The organism is Weissella paramesenteroides, from assembly GCF_051903945.1.
GTDB lineage: Bacteria > Bacillota > Bacilli > Lactobacillales > Lactobacillaceae > Weissella > Weissella paramesenteroides_A.
This window is the reverse complement of record NZ_CP192268.1, coordinates 753,512-771,808: the sequence shown is the minus strand read 5'-3', so window position 1 is coordinate 771,808 and position 18,297 is coordinate 753,512. Positions and strand designations below refer to the sequence as shown.

Below are 18,297 nucleotides of genomic sequence, written 5' to 3'. Positions count from 1 at the left end.
CTAGCTCTCCTGCTTACTTAAATTCATTAATAAAGTTTCTAATTCAGCTGTTGTGCTGTAAATTAGTTGTTGTTCAAGATCTCGCTGAGCCATAAATCGTTGGAACGTCTTTGTCTGTGTTAATTTCATCGGCGTTGGATTAGGCACAGCATTCAAAACACCATTGTCAATTGTAACAAATTTTGCCTCTAAAAACACCTTTAAAATTAGTTTTAATGTCATATTAGAGATTTTCAGATGATTAATCATCGCATCAAATTGTGTTTGTAAGTTGATGTTTTTGAATGAATAGACAAATTTATAAACATTAGAAAAGACTTGCTTATTTGGTATAGGTTGTAAATAAACTGGTGATTGCACGTAAAACATCGGTGCTAATCTACCTGGCGTACTTGCCTTTAATAACATTTGTAATTGATCTAAGGAATCGGGCAAATCAACTAGTACCATTGTTTGAATGTCCGATTCATTCATTGCATCTTGCCACATTAAAGGTTGTGCAGCTGAATCAATATATGTTGCTAACTGTTGTAAATGATTTTCTTTGAAAAAAACATAGGTTACGGGCTTATTAAAAGTTTGTCTGGTAAGATGGCTCGTGCGCCAATCCAAAATAGCCGCTCCTTCAGCTAACATATCACGTAACATTAATTGATAAGAAATGTTCCCTCGATAAGAATTCTGACTCATCGTACCGATAATCTGTAGAGAAGAAAAATGACCTGCAAGCGCACTTGCTTGATTTCCCCAGCCGAAGGCAATCACGGGTAATTGGTCCGTATCTGTTTGTGCAATAAATCGTAAATGTTTGCCGTCACTCATTGTTTTCACTTGATTAACACCCAGTAAATCCAACATGAATAAGGGTTCCGGATTACCTTCACCAAATGGTGCCAGTACTTGTAAATTATCAAAATTTTCTTTTGTAAAATCAGCAGCACTTACTTTTGCAGCAATTTGAAGATTTGGTTTTTGTGCGTTAGATAACTCTTGTTGTGCTGCTGCATCATGCAAAGCAGCTCTCAATGCAGTTAAATTGTTAGTTGGCACTGTCATTCCTGCAGCACTTGCATGCCCACCAAAAGCAGTCATTAAATCACGATGTCCATCTAATGCTGTAAATAAATCAAAGAATGGTACTGAACGACCGGATCCTTTCATCTCATCACCATTTATATTCAAGACAATTGTTGGTTTACCTGTTTGCTCAACTAACTTGCTAGCAACGATTCCTAAGACACCTTCGTGCCAATTTTCACCAGCAACCACAAGTACTGGATCATCACGCAACTGTGCAGCCTGCTCTTGTGCTGCAGCAGTAATAGTTGTGACTAACTGTTGACGTTCTTGATTTAGGCTATTGATGTGATCAGCTAAAGGTTTGGCATCCCCAATATCATCCATTAATAATAATTGCACACCAATAGTTGCATCTTCTAACCGACCCAATGCATTTAATCTTGGTGCAATCGTAAAACCAATCGTTGAAGAATCAATGTCAGATAATTGCGTACCAGCTGCTGCTAATAATGCTGCAAGTCCAGGACGAGGATCTAATTTCAGATTTTCAAGACCTTGCTTAGCGATAATGCGATTCTCATCCGTTAATGACATCACATCGGCAACTGTCCCTAAAGCTGCTAAGTCTAATACTTCGTCAGCAGGTTCTTCAAGTAAAGCAGATGCCACTTTAAAAGCCACACCAGCTCCTGAAAGACCACCAAATGGATATTCACCTTCAGGATGGCGTGGATGGACGATAGCTGTTGCAATTGGTAGCTCCTCTGGTAGTTCGTGATGATCAGTAATAATGACATCAATCCCTTGTGACATTAACCATGCCACTTCATCTTTTCCTGAAACTCCGTTATCAACAGTCACTAGTAATTGCATTCCTTCAGCAGCTAACCTTTGATAGTTTGCCAAATTTGGACCATAACCATCACTAAAACGACTAGGAACAAAGTAGTCTACGTTCGCTCCCATTAATTCCAACGCCCAAGTCATAATAGCTGTACTAGTCATACCATCAACGTCGTAATCACCATAGACAATAATCTTTTGTCCATTATCAATGGCTTGCATCAGACGTGTAATAGCTTTATCCATATCATGCAACAAAAATGGATCATACAAACCAGAAAGATCAGGTCTTAAAAAGGCATTCGCAGCTTCAATAGTGTCATAACCTCGATTAACTAAAATCTTAGCAATCAACTCTGTGACGCCAAACGCTTCACTGATCGTTTTAACCGCCTTTTGATTACTTACTTCAGGAAATTCCCATTGATAACGTGAATCAATCATACGCTGCCTCCTTACTACTCAACCTCACTGGGTACAGTCAATTTCACTGGTTTTGTGTTTCCTTGTTTACCAAATGGAATGTCAAAGACATCAAAATCATTGACAACACGCGTATTTGGAAAAATTGAACGTGCTTGATAAGCTAATTCATTCGCTGCCTTTCCAGCATAGCGGGCAGAAATATGTGTTAATAATAATCGACCAACCTGGGCTTGTTTCGCAATAGTTGCTGCTTGCACACTAGTCGTATGGAAATGATTACGAGCCTGCTTACCTTCACCTTTACCGTAAGTCGATTCATGAACTAAAACATCTGCATTTCTTGCAAGGGTCATCGTATTATTTGTCTTGCGTGTATCACCAATAATTGCAACACAACGTCCTGGTTGTGGTGCCCCAATAACATCTGCACCATGGATTGTGCGACCGTCTGCCAAAGTGATATCATTACCTTGCTTTAATTGACCATACAACGGTCCAGCAGGCACGTTTAATTCACGTAAACGCTCAACTAGTAGCTCACCTGGGTGTGCATGCTCTGTCACACGATAACCAAATGAAGTAATTCGATGATCCAATGGTAATGCAGAAACTGTAAATTTATCCGTCTGTAAGACATCGCCCCCATCATCTGGTAGTTCAACGAACTTAATTGGGTAAGTTAGGTGTGTCTGTGAGACACGCAAACTAACTTCCACAAATTGGCGAATACCTTTTGGGCCATAAATCGTTAGTTCATCTTCGCCACCTTGGAATGAACGTGATGATAACAATCCTGGCAGCCCATAAATATGGTCACCATGTAAGTGTGTAATGAATATCTTAGTGACTTTACGGGGCCGAATTGTTGATTGTAACATTTGACGTTGGGTTCCTTCACCAACATCAAACAACCATACTTCGTTAATTTCTTCAAGTAATCGTAAAGCAACCCCTGTTACATTACGAAAATGTGCTGGCGAACCAGCTCCAGTTCCCAGAAACTCAATTTGCATAGTTAGGAACTCCTTATCTTTTTTTAAATATTTGTTCATGTATAAGTATCAAACTTATTCAAAAAGAAAACCGTCTAAAATGACGGTCAATACTCTCTACAATATTATCATCTTTTAAACGTTTAATACAGCGGTTTTACATCGTTAAAAAGTAATTGTCTCAACGTCAGAAGGTTTCTCAATTTCATTACCAGCTGAATCTTTCACAGTTGCGAATTGTACGTCAAGCGACTTCAATTTGGCAACATCCTTTTTAGGCACCAAAACAGTTGTTGTCGTAACTACCGTACTATACGGTACAATGCCAGCCGTGTTCAACTGTCCATCATTATAAATACCACTCAATGCTGACATGGTTATACTCCCAGGATATTTAATTGCTGTAATCCCTGGCGTTATCGCTGTCACTGAATTGTTATTCGTAACTCTATAACTAATTACCAATGTCGTAAACTTATCAGACATGTTTCGGTCATTTAACGTATGTCTTGCTGCAACCAAAGCATTTTGTGTCCGAGCTGTGTTTTCAATGGTATTAATTTGTTCAATTTTATAACTAATTGATCCATTCGTTATGGTAGGATTAACCTTTTTACTGTCAACCCATTTTTGTACAAGACCATTTTCAGTGATTTGATATTGACCAATTTTTTTAATTTGGCCAGTTTTAACATAATTTTTATCTGCCAAATCTTTCTTAGTTGGTTCATAGCTACTATCTTTGTCACTATCTTTTTTTGAAAAAGGGCGTTTGTTATGTGTTAGGTTAACCTCCGCCATCGTTCGAACACGGGTAGGTTGCTCATTACTGCGATACAACACTAAAACAACAATAACGGCAACAATACCTATAATTGTTGTTAAAAGCCATCCTATTCGTCTTTGCATACTTTCCTTCCTCATCAGCCTAACACAATAACATCCTCAATAATGCGATAGCCGTATATTTTATGTAATGTTTGATCACTATCACGAATGACAATTTCTAAATCATCATGATACTGTTGTAGATCATTAATTGTCGTTACTTGATTTTTATCTATTTCTAAAACCAAAAAGTTTCCATCTTTACCGACGATTCTAATTGATTCAAACGTAGTCACAAATAGACGCGTTGCGATTAGACGGTTTACCGGCATACCACCTGTTGATATTTTTAAATCTCCTAATCGCACTTCGCACACTCCATTTCATTTATATATTATGACATATAAAAAAACAAGCAACCTTAAATAAAGTCACTTGTGGCTATATTAACCGAAAAATCCTTTTTTATGCTCACCAGTCATGGCTTCGCGGAAAGCTTCAAGGGCCTTCTTCTGTTCTTTTGTTAACTTCTTTGGCACATCAACAAACAATGTCACAATATGATCTCCATTGTTGTTATTATTGCGCATGTGCGGTGCACCCTTACCACGCAAACGGAAATTAGTTTCCGTTGCCGTTCCGGCTGGTACCTTAAGCTTTACATCACCATGGACAGTTTTAACAGCAATTTCACCACCCAATGTTGCGGTAGTAAAATCAACACCCATGCGTGAATATACTGTCGCACCTTCACGTTCAAATCCATCTTTAGATGGTGCAACATGGAATACAACAAACAAATCACCGTATGGGCCACCGTTAAATCCTGCTTCACCTTGACCAGACAAACGCATCTGTTGACCATTCTCAACACCTGCGGGAACAGTAAGCTTTAACTCTTTACTTTCTTGTTTACCATTATCTGTAGAACGCGTATATGAAATAGTTGTTTCTTTTCCAAACACCGCTTCTTCAAAGGTTAAGTTCATACGATACTGTAAGTCTTGCCCCTTACGTGGACGATTTGGATCTTGGAAACCGCCACCAAACATTTGACTAAAAATATCGCCAAGATCAGAAAAGTCCCCATATTGAGCGCCACCGCCACCAAAACCACCAAAGCCGCCGAAACCACCTTGACCTCCTGGTTGACCATCGGTCGCACCATATTGATCATACATTACACGCTTTTGTTCATCACCTAATGTATCATAGGCTTCTTGAACTTCTTTATACTTTTCCTCAGCACCTGCCTCATGGTTAATATCCGGGTGATATTTCTTAGATAGCTTACGGTAAGCTTTCTTAATTTCATCTTGTGAGGCATTTTTATCAACACCTAAACGCTCATATAATTCAGTATTATTCATGAGGCAAGTCCTCCTAAAATTTAAATATGTATCGCCTCGTGAGCTGCTATTCTCACAAAGGCGTACGGTCTGTAACGTAGGGGTGTTCAGATCGTTAGTTTAGTTTACTTTTTGTCGTCATCTGAGACATCTTCAAAGTCACCATCAACAGTATTGTCATCGCCTGACTTACCATCTTGAGCAGCTCTGTCCTTGCCTTCTTCTGGTTGTGCTTGTTGATACAACTTAACAGCCAATTCTTGAGAAACCTTTTCTAAAGCTTCCTTCTTTGCCTTCATATCTTCTAAGTTATCAGCTTCCTTAGCTGCCTTCAAATCAGCAACACCATCTTCTACTGGCTTCTTTTCGTCAGCTGGTAGCTTGTCACCAACTTCTTCCAACGTCTTTTCTGATTGGAAGATCAATTGGTCAACTTCGTTACGCAAGTCTGCTTCGTCCTTACGCTTCTTATCAGCTTCCTCATTTGCCTTCGCGTCATTCATCATACGCTCAATTTCTTCATCTGACAATGATCCTGAGCTTTGAATTGTAATCTTTTGCTCTTTGTTTGTACCTAAGTCCTTAGCAGAAACAGACACAATACCATTACGATCAATATCAAACTTAACTTCGATTTGTGGTACACCACGAGGTGCAGCAGGAATATCAGCTAATTGGAAACGTCCCAGTGTCTTGTTGTCAGCTGCCATTGAACGCTCACCTTGCAAGACATGGATATCAACAGCTGGTTGGTTATCGGCTGCTGTTGAGAAGGTCTGTGACTTTGACGTTGGAATCGTTGTATTACGATCAATCAACTTTGTGAAGACACCACCCATTGTTTCAATACCAAGTGATAATGGTGTAACATCAAGCAAAACAACGTCCTTAACATCACCAGTAATCACACCACCTTGAACAGCTGCACCAAGTGCAACCGCTTCGTCAGGGTTAATTGAGTGATCTGGTTCCTTACCTGTCAATTCCTTAACAGATTCTTGAACAGCTGGAATACGAGTTGAACCACCGTTCAAAATAACCTTATCAATATCACCCATTGAAAGACCAGCATCCTTCAAAGCACTACGAACAGGACCTTCGGCACGCTTTACTAGGTCTGCTGTCAATTGGTTAAATTGCGCACGAGACAATGTTGTTTGCAAGTGCAATGGACCTTCATTAGTAGCTGTGATAAATGGCAAATCAATTTGAGCTTCAGTGGCTGATGACAAAGTCTTCTTTGCAGTTTCAGCAGCATCCTTCAAACGTTGTAATGCTAATTTATCATTCTTTAGGTCAATGCCGTGTTCCTTCTTGAAGCCATCAGCTAACCAATCGATGATTTTTTGGTCAAAGTCGTCACCACCAAGGTGTGTATCACCATTAGTTGATAGTACCTCAAACACACCATCACCTAACTCAAGAACAGAAACATCAAATGTTCCACCACCCAAGTCATAAACCAAAATCTTTTGATCTTGATCAAGCTTATCTAGACCATATGCCAATGATGAAGCAGTTGGCTCGTTAACAATACGTTCTACTTGCAAGCCAGCAATTTTACCAGCATCCTTAGTTGCTTGACGTTGCGCATCATTAAAGTATGCGGGAACAGTGATAACAGCCTTGTCAACTGTCTCACCTAAGTAATCTTCAGCATACTTCTTGATATATTGTAGAATCATTGCTGAAATTTCTTGTGGTGTATAATCTTTGCCATCAACAGTTACCTTGTAACCAGCTTCACCCATGTGTGACTTGATTGACAAAATTGTATCTGGATTTGTAATTGCTTGACGCTTTGCTGTATCACCAACTTGTGTTTCACCATTCTTAAATGAAACAGCTGATGGTGTCGTACGACCACCGTTTGGGTTAGTGATAATCTTTGGAGATCCACCTTCCATAACAGCAACAGCAGAATTTGTAGTTCCTAAATCAATTCCAATGATCTTTGACATAATAATTTACCTCTTATTGATCAGATTTTTTATATATTATTTAATGATTAGTTGTTTAGTTATAAACAGCTACCATCGCTGGTCGAATTACTCGATCAGCTAAGACATAACCCTTTTGAAGAACCGTTGCAATCGTATCTGCAGGATGATCATCATCCGCAGGTACTGATTGAATTGCTTGGTGGAAGTTCGGGTCAAATGTTTCGCCAGTTTCACCAACTGCCTTAACATCATGTTCTTCAAGTGCTGAAATCAGTGTTTTATAAACCATTTCAACACCAGTCTTAATTTGCTTTGCTGCACCATCTTCAGCATCTACTTGTAGTGCACGTTCCAAGTTATCTACCGCTGGTAGAATTGAAGCTGCTAATTTTTGGTTTGCAAATTTAACAGCTTGAACTTGTTCTTTAGCATATCGAGATTGCATGTTTTGCATCTCAGCTTCTGCACGTAAATATTTGTCCTCAGCTTCGGCAACTTTGTCCTTTAGGTCAGAAATTTGATCTGCTTCTGTTTCTTGCTCAGGCTTTTCTGCCTCACTAGATTTAGCTTCAGTGTCAACATCCGCTTCTTCACTGACAACCTCAATTTCTTCTTCAGGGGTTTGCTTCTCTTCTGACATGTTAACACCTCTTTTCTAACTATCGATAATACTCCAGTAACTGTTGCGATAAAGCACTGCGGAACGCATCAACCAAACTCACCATGTCAGCATAACGCATAGATGTTGGCCCCAAAATAGCAATTGCGCCAACGCCATACTGTGCTACACGATATGTGGCTGATACTAGACTATATGGTGACAATAAATCATTACCATTTTCATCACCGATTTGTATAATCACTCCATCATTAGCAGTTCCAACAACACGCCTCATATCTTGTGCTGAGTCAAGCAACTGATATAGTTGCTTGACATCTTGCAAGCTTGAATCAACAGTAAAGTCAAGAACATTTAAATAACCGCCAATAAATACGTTATCATGAATCGATCGAGCTAATACGTCACCAAACAGTTGCAAAAACGCAACCGGTGTACGGATAGTTCGTTCCATTTGCCAAGGCAAATCACCTGTTAGTGTCCTTAATACTTCAATAATTGGCTGGTTAACTAATGTTCTATTAATATAATCAACCATATCATCAAGATATCGAACAGACGTTCCTTCTGGCAATCTAAAACTTTGACTGGTAACTTGTCCATCATTAGTTACAATAATGGCCATTATTTGCTGACCATTTATTGGTACTAGGCGGAAACCCGAAAGCCGAATATCAGCTGATTCAGGTTTTAGAGCAACAACCGTATAGCCTGTCAGACTCGCTAGTTCATCTACCATCGTTTGCATCAAATCGTCAATCTCCTGAAAGTTACGATTAAACACACGTTCTAATGATTGTTGAACAACTTTTGATAAATGATGTTGATGCATTAATTCATCAACATAATAGCGATAGCCCCGTTGTGAAGGCACGCGACCCGATGAAGTGTGCTCTTTTTGTAGCAAGCCCAATTCCTCTAGTAGTGCCATCTCATTTCGCACAGTTGCTGAACTGACTGTCAAATCTAATTCACCTAATAGCGTTTTAGATCCAACAGCTTTGCCGGTTTTTGCGTAATCGCGAATTATTGTGGCTAATATTAGCCGCTGTCTGTCCGTTAACATGCGCGCCACCTTCCTTAGCACTCTCAACTACTTCGTGCTAACAGTTATTATAGTACACGCCTGAAGTTAACTTGTCAACATATTTTAGCACTCTTTATTATTAAGTGCTAATTTATTTTGATTTACCTACAATAAAGCGCTACATATAGCAGAAAATAACGGCCTTTTATTTCATTATATTTTTTAAATAAAGACGTACAAGTTTCTTATTTGTCCACCCAAATTCAAAATTCATTTATCCACCACAGCTTTAGTAATCTGATCCAAAATTAAATACCACGAACCTACACTTCATACATGACTATTAAATTTACCATGATACAAGAAGTCAAAATACTATTCCTAAAAGCATTGTAGAGTGGATAAATTAAAAGTATCAACTAACATACAAAACGAATTGGTTATACTACTTATGATTAAGTTAATTCTTTGAATAATTTCTGGATGCCATGGTAAATAAGTTTCAAGACGATCAGCGCGTCCTCATTTTCCAAGGTTGTCACTATCTTTGGATAAATATAATGAATATTTTTAACATTTAGTATGTTTTCCCGTGTTGATTTTACAATAGAATTCATCATATCATTAGCTTATGCACCAGCTTCACTGGTTGAAGAATGCCAATTTTTACGACTTAATGTAATTGGTCAAATACTTCGTTCAGCAATATTACGCAGAAAAAAGCCCGCAAGCCTGACATACATGCCAAATTCACGGACCATATTTTGATTCACTATTATTAATAATAAGAATTACTTTACCTTTTTAGCAATATAAATTGGTCGATTTTTTACTTCTAAGTAGATATTTGAAATGTAACGACCTACAACACCAAGGCTCAAAAGTTGAACACCACCTAAAGCTAAGATGATAACTACAACGGAAGGCCAACCAAACACTGAAGTACCTGGATATAGAATTGCTCGAATAAAAACAACAATAGCACCGATAACTGCTAAAATGAACGCTATCCCACCCAGTAATGATACAAGTAATAGGGGAGCTCTAGAAAAATCAATAAATCCTTCAATAGAATATTTAAATAATCCCCAGAACGACCATGATGTTTGACCGGCTACGCGATCTTGATTTTCATAATCTAAATATTTTTGTTTAAATCCAACCCAAGTAAAAATACCTTTTGAAAAGCGATTATATTCTTGCATACTCAAAATAGCATCTACCATTTGTCGACTCATCACGCGAAAATCACGTGCACCTTCAACAATATATGTATCGGACATTAAATTAATTAACTTATAAAATAAACTTGAAAACCACGAACGAAGAATAGGCTCTCCCTTACGACTTGTCCGACGAGCTCCTACCGCATCCCATTCACCAGATGAAACACCTGCTAGCATTTCGGGCAACATAGCAGGAGGATCTTGTAAGTCAACATCCATTACAGCAATGTAGTCACCAGTAGCATGTTCTAACCCAGCATATAAAGCTGCTTCTTTTCCAAAATTTCTAGAAAACGAAACAGTATGAACATGATTATCTTTTTCAATTAATTCATTCACAACACCCATTGTATTATCAGAAGATCCATCATCAACAAACCAATATTCAAGTTCATATTCCAAAAAATTTTTATGCTCTTTTTCTATCGCAGAATAGAACATTTCCACTGTATCCTGCTCGTTAAAAACAGGCACAATTAAAGATAACTTATTCATCCCTTCTCCTTTTTAAAACCCTATTAAATCTCATTATAACAATAATGTTGTTTACTATCTATTTTTCAAATAATTTTTTATAAACATTAGAACTTCAGTAACAAGATTTGCACGTAATAAGATAATAATCAAGACGTAAATTATTGACCCAACCACAATACTTACCACTGTTCCTGTGGGATTTGGCGATAATTTTATCGTCATTAACACAAGTACGGGTAGCATAATCAATCCCGCAACAAAATATTTCCATACACCCATGAATAATTTTTTTATGGATAAATCATGCCTAATAATGATTAATTGATATAACGTTATAGCTGCTTCAGAGAATACTGTTGCTAAAGCTGCCCCATACAGACTCCATCTAGGAATAGCGATAAAATTCAAAATAACATTAAGAATAGCTCCGACTGTTACAGATATTGTGTAATCAGTGGTACGACTCACTGGTAATAAATATTGCGTACCTAGCACATTGCTCCATGCAATTAAAACAATAATTGGTGATAGTATTGATATGGTCCAACCAGATGGTAAAAATGAGGAACCCATATACCAAATAGATGTTTTAGGACCTAAAGCCATCATGCCAAACATTAAAGGTACCGACAATGCGGTTACAAAATCCATTGATTTATAAATAGCCTTATTAACTGCAGCAAGGTTTCCTTTACCAAAATAATTTGCTATACGTGGTAACATAACCGTTCCTAACGCCGTAACAACTGCTAACGACACTTTAATAATTTTATCAGCATTTTCATAAAGCGCTGATAACGCAATTGAACCCGGTTGTAGTAAAGGCAACATTGTCTTATTAAACTGCAAATAGATTTGTGTCGCAATTGTGGGCACAAACAACGCTAACGTAGGTATAATATGTTGTTTCAAATTTATTGTGCTAATTTTAGGTACTTTAATCTTTTCTGGTATGTAGAACCACATTGATAGATTGCCTAAGACTTGCGTTAATGCTAATAAAAGAATGTAGTTATTTACATCATTAGGTGATTTTACAACTAAGAAAATTAACACAACCATAGTAATTTTCACTAATGAATTTCGGATAACCGTTTTTTTAAAATCCTCTAATCCCATAAAATACCATGATATATCTAATAATCCTGCCACAATCACCCATGTTTGTAAGTACAACTGATGTATATTTTGGTTAAATTCAACCGATACATCGCGCATCATATATACAAAGAATATATAACCAACAATAGCTATCAAACTAACTATGGTATGTAAAATTTGAATTTCCCAAAATCGTTGATTTCTTAATACATGATCATCGCGAACATATGCAATTTCTCGCTGACCATACAATGTAATTCCTAATGTTGCTAATAATAGAAAATAACTCACAATTGAATTTGTCCATGCCTGAATCCCCATACCCTGAACACCAAGTACATGGGATAAATATGTCATAGTAATTAAAGGTGCTAATACAACCAAAAGTTGATAAAACACATTATATAAATAATTTTTTACAACCTGCATGTTCTACTTCTCCTGCTAATGTTTAAATATATGAGTATTCTCCATAAATTTCCATTAACTATTTTGTATAGTGTACTACTTAGTTACTAACTAATAAAATGTTATTAATTTTGACCAATTAAATAAACTTAAATGAATCTATTTTTTATAAGTTACTTAAAAGAATTAAAAAGGTAATTCAGTTTCAACCAATCTAACCATCAAGCCTCTTTTAAAAAACATAATATGAATTTCACAAGATGGTCATTCTTTATCATCAACAAAACTAAACTCTGCTGGTATATTAAATTCTTTACGGACGGTATTGAAAGCAGCATTGAACACTTGATCCATATCATAATAGCGATACTGTCCTAGACGACCACCAAAGATAAATTGTTCACGGTGTTTCTGTGCTTCCTTTGCGTACTTCTTATACAAGCTTGTGTTTTTCTCATCATTAACAGGATAATAAGCTTCTTTTGAACGATCCCATTCTTGTGGGTATTCTTTGGTAACAATTGTTACACCGTTATCTGACAAGCCATCAAAATGTTTCCATTCCATGACACGTGTATATGGCGTTTCCACATCGGTATAGTTAATTACTGCATTTCCTTGATAATTATCTGTTGCCATTAACTCCGACTCAAAACGTACTGAACGGTATTCTAGTTCACCAAACTTATAATCAAAAAATTCATCAATCATTCCTGTATAAACAATTCGTGGGAATTCAATAATATATTCATCCTTATGATCAAAAAAGTCTTCATTTACTCGTACATCAATCAGCTCATTATCCAACATTTTTTCAAATATTTGTGTATAACCTCCTACAGGAATACCTTGATAACGATGATTAAAATAATTATTATCGTAAATAAAGCGAACTGGTAATCGCTTAATGATAAATGCCGGCAATTCAGTGGCTTTACGACCCCATTGCTTTTCTGTATAACCCTTAACTAGCTTTTGATAAATATCCGTTCCAATTAATGAAATTGCTTGTTCCTCTAAATTACGAGGTTCACGATTTCCCAATTCAGCCAACGCAACTGCCTTTTGTGCTTCAATTTTGGCTTTAGCCTCTGTTGGTGTCTTAGTTCCCCACATCTCATAGAAAGTATTCATATTAAACGGCAAATTATATAATTCACCCTTATAATTAGCAATCACCTGATTTTGATAATTATTAAATTCCGCAAACTGATTAATATAATCCCAAATTTTCTTACTATCTGTATGAAAAATATGTGCACCAAAATCGTGTACTGTAATGCCATGTTCAGTATGTGTATACATGTTTCCAGCAATATGTGGTCGCTTTTCAATGACAAGTACTCGTTTACCACGTTTGGCCGCTTCATAAGCAAAAATTACCCCAAAAGGGCCAGATCCAACCACTAAATAGTCATAATTTTTATCATTCAAAATCATTCATTTTCCTCTCTATATCCTAAAAAATAGCCTAAAGTTACTCATCAAAAATTCAGTTTAAAAGTGAACTTTCTTATTTGAATTTCTTAAAAATTTTCTTTTTAAAAATTGTATACCTTTATCTAACCAATTCGTCTTTTCGGTAGCAACTATTGGAAATTCGCGGAAAGTCTTCTTTTCGGTATAAAGCCAGGTATCCATTAGTCGCTCAGATAAAAATCCAAATACTCTTTTCTCCTGTCCCACATATGTTTCAAACGGAATACTTTTCGCCACTTCATCTAATACACCAAATATAAAATTTGTATAGGATTGAAAATCTGCTTGTTTCATAATACTCATATTAAACAAATGGGCCTTTTTATTCTGCTCCATTATTTCAAATGCTGGCAAATATTTTGGAAACTTTTCTCTAATAACTTTTTCCATTTCAATATATGGTTCATGATTATGTGCATTTAAATAATGCACCTTTTGTGTCTCAATAAAATAATTACGTTGTTTTGGCAAAAGAATATCCACTTCATCCAAAGCATCGTATATTTGCTGCTTATTGAGTATATTCTGAAGTTTATGACCTGATTTTTTACCTAAATATCTTCGATAGTGATCTAATCCAATAATATCTTCATCACATAAATTATATTTTGCCCAATACAATGCCGTTAGCTCATTAAAAAATGGATTAAGCTCTGAAATATTTTCACCTAAATCATCTCGTAAATAATCGTTCGGAATATTATTTTGTAATGAAGCCCCCACCATAATTGGATGATATCCTGATATTTTAGGCATGTCATATTCCTTATGCGTTGCAATCAAAATTTTCATGATTTAACACGTCTCCCTCTACTCAATAAATAAAACACTAATAAAAAAATAACATCAACAAAATGCGTCATAATGAGACATTTGTTGGTGTGACGAAACTACAATTAAATACTAACATATACAAGTGTTTTAAGTAGAATAGTCTCGTTGTTCTTTACTTTACATAGCACCATCGCCTTTAAAGATGGCAATAACTGTCATAAATAAAATTTTAAAATCAAACCATAAACTAGCTTGATCAACATAACTAATTTCTAGTTGAGCACGTTCTGGATAATGAATTTTACTGCGACCGCTTGCCTGCCATAACCCCATTGCACCTGGTTTTACTGACAAAAACTTGTCCACATATTCGCCATATTCAACTAATTCCTTCGGTACTACTGGACGTGGACCAATAATACTCATATCTCCTTTTAAAATATTGATAAATTGTGGTAATTCATCAATTGATGTTTTGCGTAAGAATGATCCGAATTTTGTAATACGTGGATCTTCTTTTGTTGATAATTTGTACCCGTTTTTAACAAATTTTGTATACAAAGACTTATTAGTATACAATCTATCTTCTGCATCAACTACCATTGAACGAAATTTATAAATATTAAATTCTTTATGATTCTGGCCAATTCGTATTTGCTGATAAAAAATGGGGCCGCGATTATCACCAAAATAATAAAATATCGAAACAATTAAAAATACTGGCGACAAAATAATTAAAGAAAATAATGAAACAGAAATATCTAAAAATCGTTTCGTAAATAAGTATCCGGTTTCTGACAACTCGAAACCTCCTTTTTATTGCTAATGCTTTTTATAGATATTTTGCATCAAATTCCGAATCTTGTGACGTCAAAATTTTGGGACCGTCATTAGTGATAGCCACCACATGTTCATACTGTGCTGACCAAGAACCATCGTCAGTTGTTACGGTCCAACCATCATCAGTTGATGTGTTTACTTTCCAACCACCTAAATTAACCATTGGCTCAATAGTAATTGTCATCCCTGCCTTTAATCGTAGACCATGTCCTTCTTTACCATAATGTGGTACAGCAGGTTCTTCATGCATTGTTGGTTGGATTCCGTGTCCAATATACTCACGAACATTACCATAACCGTTTTCTTCAGTCACATATTTATCAATAGCTGCTCCAATGTCACCAATACGGTTACCAACTTGAGCTTGATCAATCCCAATATATAGTGCTTTCTTGGTAACCTCTATTAATCGTTGCACTTCTTTAGAAACATTTCCTACCGCATATGACCATGCTGAATCTGAGTAATAACCATCTAGGTCAACAACAGTATCCACTTTAACTAGATCACCATCTTTTAAGAATAACTTTTTCCTAGGGAAGGCATGCGCAACTTCATTGTTAACAGATACAGTCGTTGCATATTTAAAGCCTTCAAAACCAATTTGTGCGGCACGACCACCGTGACTCTCAATGTAATTGCGACTAAATTCTTCAATCTCCCAAGTTGAAATACCTGGTTTGATTAATTCACGTAGACCTTTATGCATGCCCGCAATAATTTCACCGGACTTTTTCATGCCTTCTATTTCACGTTGTGATTTAATTGTAATCATTTGTTTTTAACCTGCTTTTCTTAATTCAGTTTAACTAGTAATATTATACGCTTACTTGAACAATTCTTGCTAACTTTTCTTAACATTCACTTATAGTACATTATTTTTAATAAAAGGCATCCCCACAAATTTAGCACTATTAAAAAAGCCGTTAATCTGGCATTCATTGCTATACTCCCCTAGAGGATGTCTTAGTCCACTCTGATCGAGGAGCCGCCTATACATCAGGAGCCTTCAAAAATTACTTGAGCCGTCACAATGCGCGACGAAGCGTGTCTCGTCCAGGCACGCCATACGACAACGCCATCATGGAAAAGTTTTGGAATGACTTTAAAGTGGAATGGTGGGATAAGCAACACAGTTACACATTAAAAGAAGCGATTGAAGCAATCAAAGCAGGAATTGATTACTTTAATCTTATGCGACGCTCAGAAACAATAAATGGTCATACCCCGGAGGATTTCCGGAATATGACCATTTACAATGGCAAGAGTGCCTAATTCAATTTTATATTATTTCAACCGTCAACTTGTCGGGGCCTAGTACACATGTCAAATTAACAGCTTTTTATAAAATTGATTAACCACTTTCTTTAATTGGTATATTCCCTCGGCTTCTTCCATTTATTATTTTGTAGTTTTCCTTTGTTAAACCGATGATAAGATCCTTTATAATATCGGAACCCAGTGTATAGCTTACCCTTTTCATACCAACGCCATCCCATATCAGTCTTGACGTATCCCTTACAAGGTGTCAGTACTCCCTGTGCATTGGCATAATAAGTTCGTCCCCTAATTGTTAAAACTTTATTGACGCGTAAGAAATACGTACCATTTTCACCAAAATAATATTGATATCGGCCTATTTTTTTAATTCCCTGAACTGCTTTTCCATTAATACCAAAATAGTAGCGATATTTTCCATCCCGTCGCCATTGATTATTTTGCCGTTCTCCTTTATTGAACCAATAGTAAGATCCCCTATAATATCGTCGACCAGTATATAGCTTACCCTTTTCGTACCAACGCCACCCTGTATTAGCATTAAGGTACCCTTGATATAGGGTCAATACTCCCCGTGCATTAGCATAATAAGCTTGTCCCTTAATTGTTAAAACTTTATTAATGTGTAAGAAATACGTGCCATTTTCACCAAAATAGTATTGATATTGTCCAATTTTATTTATTCCCTGAACAGCCTGACCATTAGAACCAAAATAATAACAATATCTCCCATTTTTCTTCCATTGGTTATTTTGTCGAACACCATTAATAAACCAATAGTATTTCCCCATATAATGTTTGAAACCTGTATATCGTTTTCCCTTTTCAAACCAATACCACCCCTTGCCGTCACGATGATATCCATTTAGATTATCGTTATACTTCTTTTGCTGATTCCTATTAATGATGGTATTCTGAGGCTCAATTGGCTTAGCTTGTTGTAAAAAAGTCGATCCATAATCTACACTAACATCAAACAGCCCGGAAACTCCTGGAAAATTGGTTTTTGAATTCCACTGCCATGCCCCATATTGGGTATGCCATAAATTGCTACTTGTTGGTTGGTATGGGTATGACGCCATCCAAATATTTCGATTTCCAAATAATCGCACGTCAAACTTTGTTACCGTTATATAATTGGGAGATGTATACACCATATGTTTTGAATAGCCCGATTTCACCAAACAATTACGAAATACAACCGCACTTGCAGTTACAGTTGGTTGTTGCGTCTGTGCATCTTCTAAATCATTTACTAAAACTGTCTCTCGAGATAATCCAAACTGCTTAACATGGTTTAAGAAATAATCTGCTTCTAGCGCTGCTTCTGATGGTGAATCAAATTTTGAATAATGATACACCGCTATTTTTAACCCTGCTTGACGAGCACCATCTATTTGTAATCGTGCATTTGGGTTCAAATAATACTTGCCTTCAGTTAATTTAACAACAACGCCTTTCACACCATAATCCTTCATTTTTTTAAAATCATCGGATAAAAGACGACCGTTCCATGATGAGACATCCACAAAGTCAATCCTTGGTATTCCCGATTGACCGGCAACTATACTTGGTATGCCGTTAGCTGAAATACATTTTGCTAACATTAGAGTACCCAACATACCAATTAGCAACACAATTAAAAAACGTTTAAAATAATACATCTT

General features: G+C 36.5%; 16 protein-coding genes. 1 reads left to right on the top strand and 15 read right to left on the bottom strand.

What is annotated here, in order from left to right; all coding sequences use genetic code 11:
• From recJ to map, 14 genes are all read right to left on the bottom strand, one after another.
• On the bottom strand, positions 1-2,307 hold the full coding sequence (gene recJ / locus ACQ4QH_RS03590; protein WP_439819307.1) for a single-stranded-DNA-specific exonuclease RecJ: 2,307 nt from the start codon (positions 2,305-2,307) through the stop codon (positions 1-3).
• Between the two features lie 14 nt (positions 2,308-2,321).
• Positions 2,322-3,302, bottom strand: coding sequence for a ribonuclease Z (gene rnz / locus ACQ4QH_RS03585; RefSeq protein ID WP_251940277.1), 981 nt, complete (start codon positions 3,300-3,302; stop codon positions 2,322-2,324).
• 144 nt (positions 3,303-3,446) lie between these two features.
• The gene (locus tag ACQ4QH_RS03580) at positions 3,447-4,190 is read right to left on the bottom strand and encodes a hypothetical protein (protein WP_439819306.1); all 744 of its coding nucleotides are present in this window, start codon (positions 4,188-4,190) and stop codon (positions 3,447-3,449) included.
• Positions 4,191-4,204: 14 nt separating this feature from the next.
• Entirely contained in the window at positions 4,205-4,477 is a 273-nt protein-coding gene (locus ACQ4QH_RS03575) for a hypothetical protein (protein ID WP_439819305.1), read from the bottom strand.
• 78 nt (positions 4,478-4,555) lie between these two features.
• Complete coding sequence (locus tag ACQ4QH_RS03570; protein WP_439819304.1) at positions 4,556-5,479, bottom strand: DnaJ C-terminal domain-containing protein; 924 nt, start codon at positions 5,477-5,479, stop codon at positions 4,556-4,558.
• A 104-nt stretch (positions 5,480-5,583) separates the two neighbouring features.
• A complete protein-coding gene (gene dnaK / locus ACQ4QH_RS03565; RefSeq protein ID WP_439819303.1) occupies positions 5,584-7,419 on the bottom strand; it encodes a molecular chaperone DnaK in 1,836 nt (611 codons plus the stop codon).
• 55 nt (positions 7,420-7,474) lie between these two features.
• On the bottom strand, positions 7,475-8,041 hold the full coding sequence (gene grpE, locus ACQ4QH_RS03560; protein ID WP_002827417.1) for a nucleotide exchange factor GrpE: 567 nt from the start codon (positions 8,039-8,041) through the stop codon (positions 7,475-7,477).
• A 19-nt stretch (positions 8,042-8,060) separates the two neighbouring features.
• Complete coding sequence (hrcA, locus tag ACQ4QH_RS03555; RefSeq protein WP_436585613.1) at positions 8,061-9,086, bottom strand: heat-inducible transcriptional repressor HrcA; 1,026 nt, start codon at positions 9,084-9,086, stop codon at positions 8,061-8,063.
• Positions 9,087-9,838: 752 nt separating this feature from the next.
• Positions 9,839-10,768 carry a glycosyltransferase family 2 protein gene (locus tag ACQ4QH_RS03550; RefSeq protein WP_439819302.1) on the bottom strand — a complete coding sequence of 310 codons (930 nt, stop codon included), beginning with the start codon at positions 10,766-10,768 and terminating at the stop codon, positions 9,839-9,841.
• A 54-nt stretch (positions 10,769-10,822) separates the two neighbouring features.
• The gene (locus ACQ4QH_RS03545) at positions 10,823-12,280 is read right to left on the bottom strand and encodes a flippase (RefSeq protein WP_439819301.1); all 1,458 of its coding nucleotides are present in this window, start codon (positions 12,278-12,280) and stop codon (positions 10,823-10,825) included.
• A gap of 243 nt (positions 12,281-12,523) precedes the next feature.
• Positions 12,524-13,699, bottom strand: coding sequence for a UDP-galactopyranose mutase (gene glf / locus ACQ4QH_RS03540; RefSeq protein ID WP_439819300.1), 1,176 nt, complete (start codon positions 13,697-13,699; stop codon positions 12,524-12,526).
• A 57-nt stretch (positions 13,700-13,756) separates the two neighbouring features.
• A complete protein-coding gene (locus ACQ4QH_RS03535; protein ID WP_439819299.1) occupies positions 13,757-14,530 on the bottom strand; it encodes a DUF4422 domain-containing protein in 774 nt (257 codons plus the stop codon).
• Between the two features lie 159 nt (positions 14,531-14,689).
• On the bottom strand, positions 14,690-15,313 hold the full coding sequence (locus tag ACQ4QH_RS03530; protein ID WP_439819298.1) for a sugar transferase: 624 nt from the start codon (positions 15,311-15,313) through the stop codon (positions 14,690-14,692).
• A 31-nt stretch (positions 15,314-15,344) separates the two neighbouring features.
• Positions 15,345-16,127 (bottom strand): type I methionyl aminopeptidase, encoded by a 783-nt coding sequence (map, locus tag ACQ4QH_RS03525; RefSeq protein WP_439819297.1) that lies wholly within the window; start codon positions 16,125-16,127, stop codon positions 15,345-15,347.
• A gap of 272 nt (positions 16,128-16,399) precedes the next feature.
• Here map and ACQ4QH_RS03520 point away from each other — a divergent pair, with 272 nt between their 5' ends.
• Positions 16,400-16,627 carry an integrase core domain-containing protein gene (locus tag ACQ4QH_RS03520; RefSeq protein ID WP_439819500.1) on the top strand — a complete coding sequence of 76 codons (228 nt, stop codon included), beginning with the start codon at positions 16,400-16,402 and terminating at the stop codon, positions 16,625-16,627.
• A gap of 92 nt (positions 16,628-16,719) precedes the next feature.
• Here ACQ4QH_RS03520 and ACQ4QH_RS03515 read toward each other — a convergent pair whose 3' ends face one another.
• Positions 16,720-18,294, bottom strand: a complete 1,575-nt coding sequence (locus tag ACQ4QH_RS03515) for a GH25 family lysozyme (protein WP_439819296.1) — start codon at positions 18,292-18,294, stop codon at positions 16,720-16,722.
• Positions 18,295-18,297 lie beyond the last annotated feature (3 nt).

What these genes read in the sequence shown, in the direction of transcription:
- grpE (WP_002827417.1), bottom strand. Translation starts at nt 8,041, where the DNA reads ATGTCAGAAGAGAAGCAAACCCCTGAAGAAGAAATTGAGGTTGTCAGT.
- ACQ4QH_RS03535 (WP_439819299.1), bottom strand. Translation starts at nt 14,530, where the DNA reads ATGAAAATTTTGATTGCAACGCATAAGGAATATGACATGCCTAAAATA.
- map (WP_439819297.1), bottom strand. Translation starts at nt 16,127, where the DNA reads ATGATTACAATTAAATCACAACGTGAAATAGAAGGCATGAAAAAGTCC.
- dnaK (WP_439819303.1), bottom strand. Translation starts at nt 7,419, where the DNA reads ATGTCAAAGATCATTGGAATTGATTTAGGAACTACAAATTCTGCTGTT.
- recJ (WP_439819307.1), bottom strand. Translation starts at nt 2,307, where the DNA reads ATGATTGATTCACGTTATCAATGGGAATTTCCTGAAGTAAGTAATCAA.
- hrcA (WP_436585613.1), bottom strand. Translation starts at nt 9,086, where the DNA reads ATGTTAACGGACAGACAGCGGCTAATATTAGCCACAATAATTCGCGAT.
- ACQ4QH_RS03545 (WP_439819301.1), bottom strand. Translation starts at nt 12,280, where the DNA reads ATGCAGGTTGTAAAAAATTATTTATATAATGTGTTTTATCAACTTTTG.
- ACQ4QH_RS03515 (WP_439819296.1), bottom strand. Translation starts at nt 18,294, where the DNA reads ATGTATTATTTTAAACGTTTTTTAATTGTGTTGCTAATTGGTATGTTG.
- ACQ4QH_RS03580 (WP_439819306.1), bottom strand. Translation starts at nt 4,190, where the DNA reads ATGCAAAGACGAATAGGATGGCTTTTAACAACAATTATAGGTATTGTT.
- rnz (WP_251940277.1), bottom strand. Translation starts at nt 3,302, where the DNA reads ATGCAAATTGAGTTTCTGGGAACTGGAGCTGGTTCGCCAGCACATTTT.
- ACQ4QH_RS03550 (WP_439819302.1), bottom strand. Translation starts at nt 10,768, where the DNA reads ATGAATAAGTTATCTTTAATTGTGCCTGTTTTTAACGAGCAGGATACA.
- ACQ4QH_RS03570 (WP_439819304.1), bottom strand. Translation starts at nt 5,479, where the DNA reads ATGAATAATACTGAATTATATGAGCGTTTAGGTGTTGATAAAAATGCC.
- glf (WP_439819300.1), bottom strand. Translation starts at nt 13,699, where the DNA reads ATGATTTTGAATGATAAAAATTATGACTATTTAGTGGTTGGATCTGGC.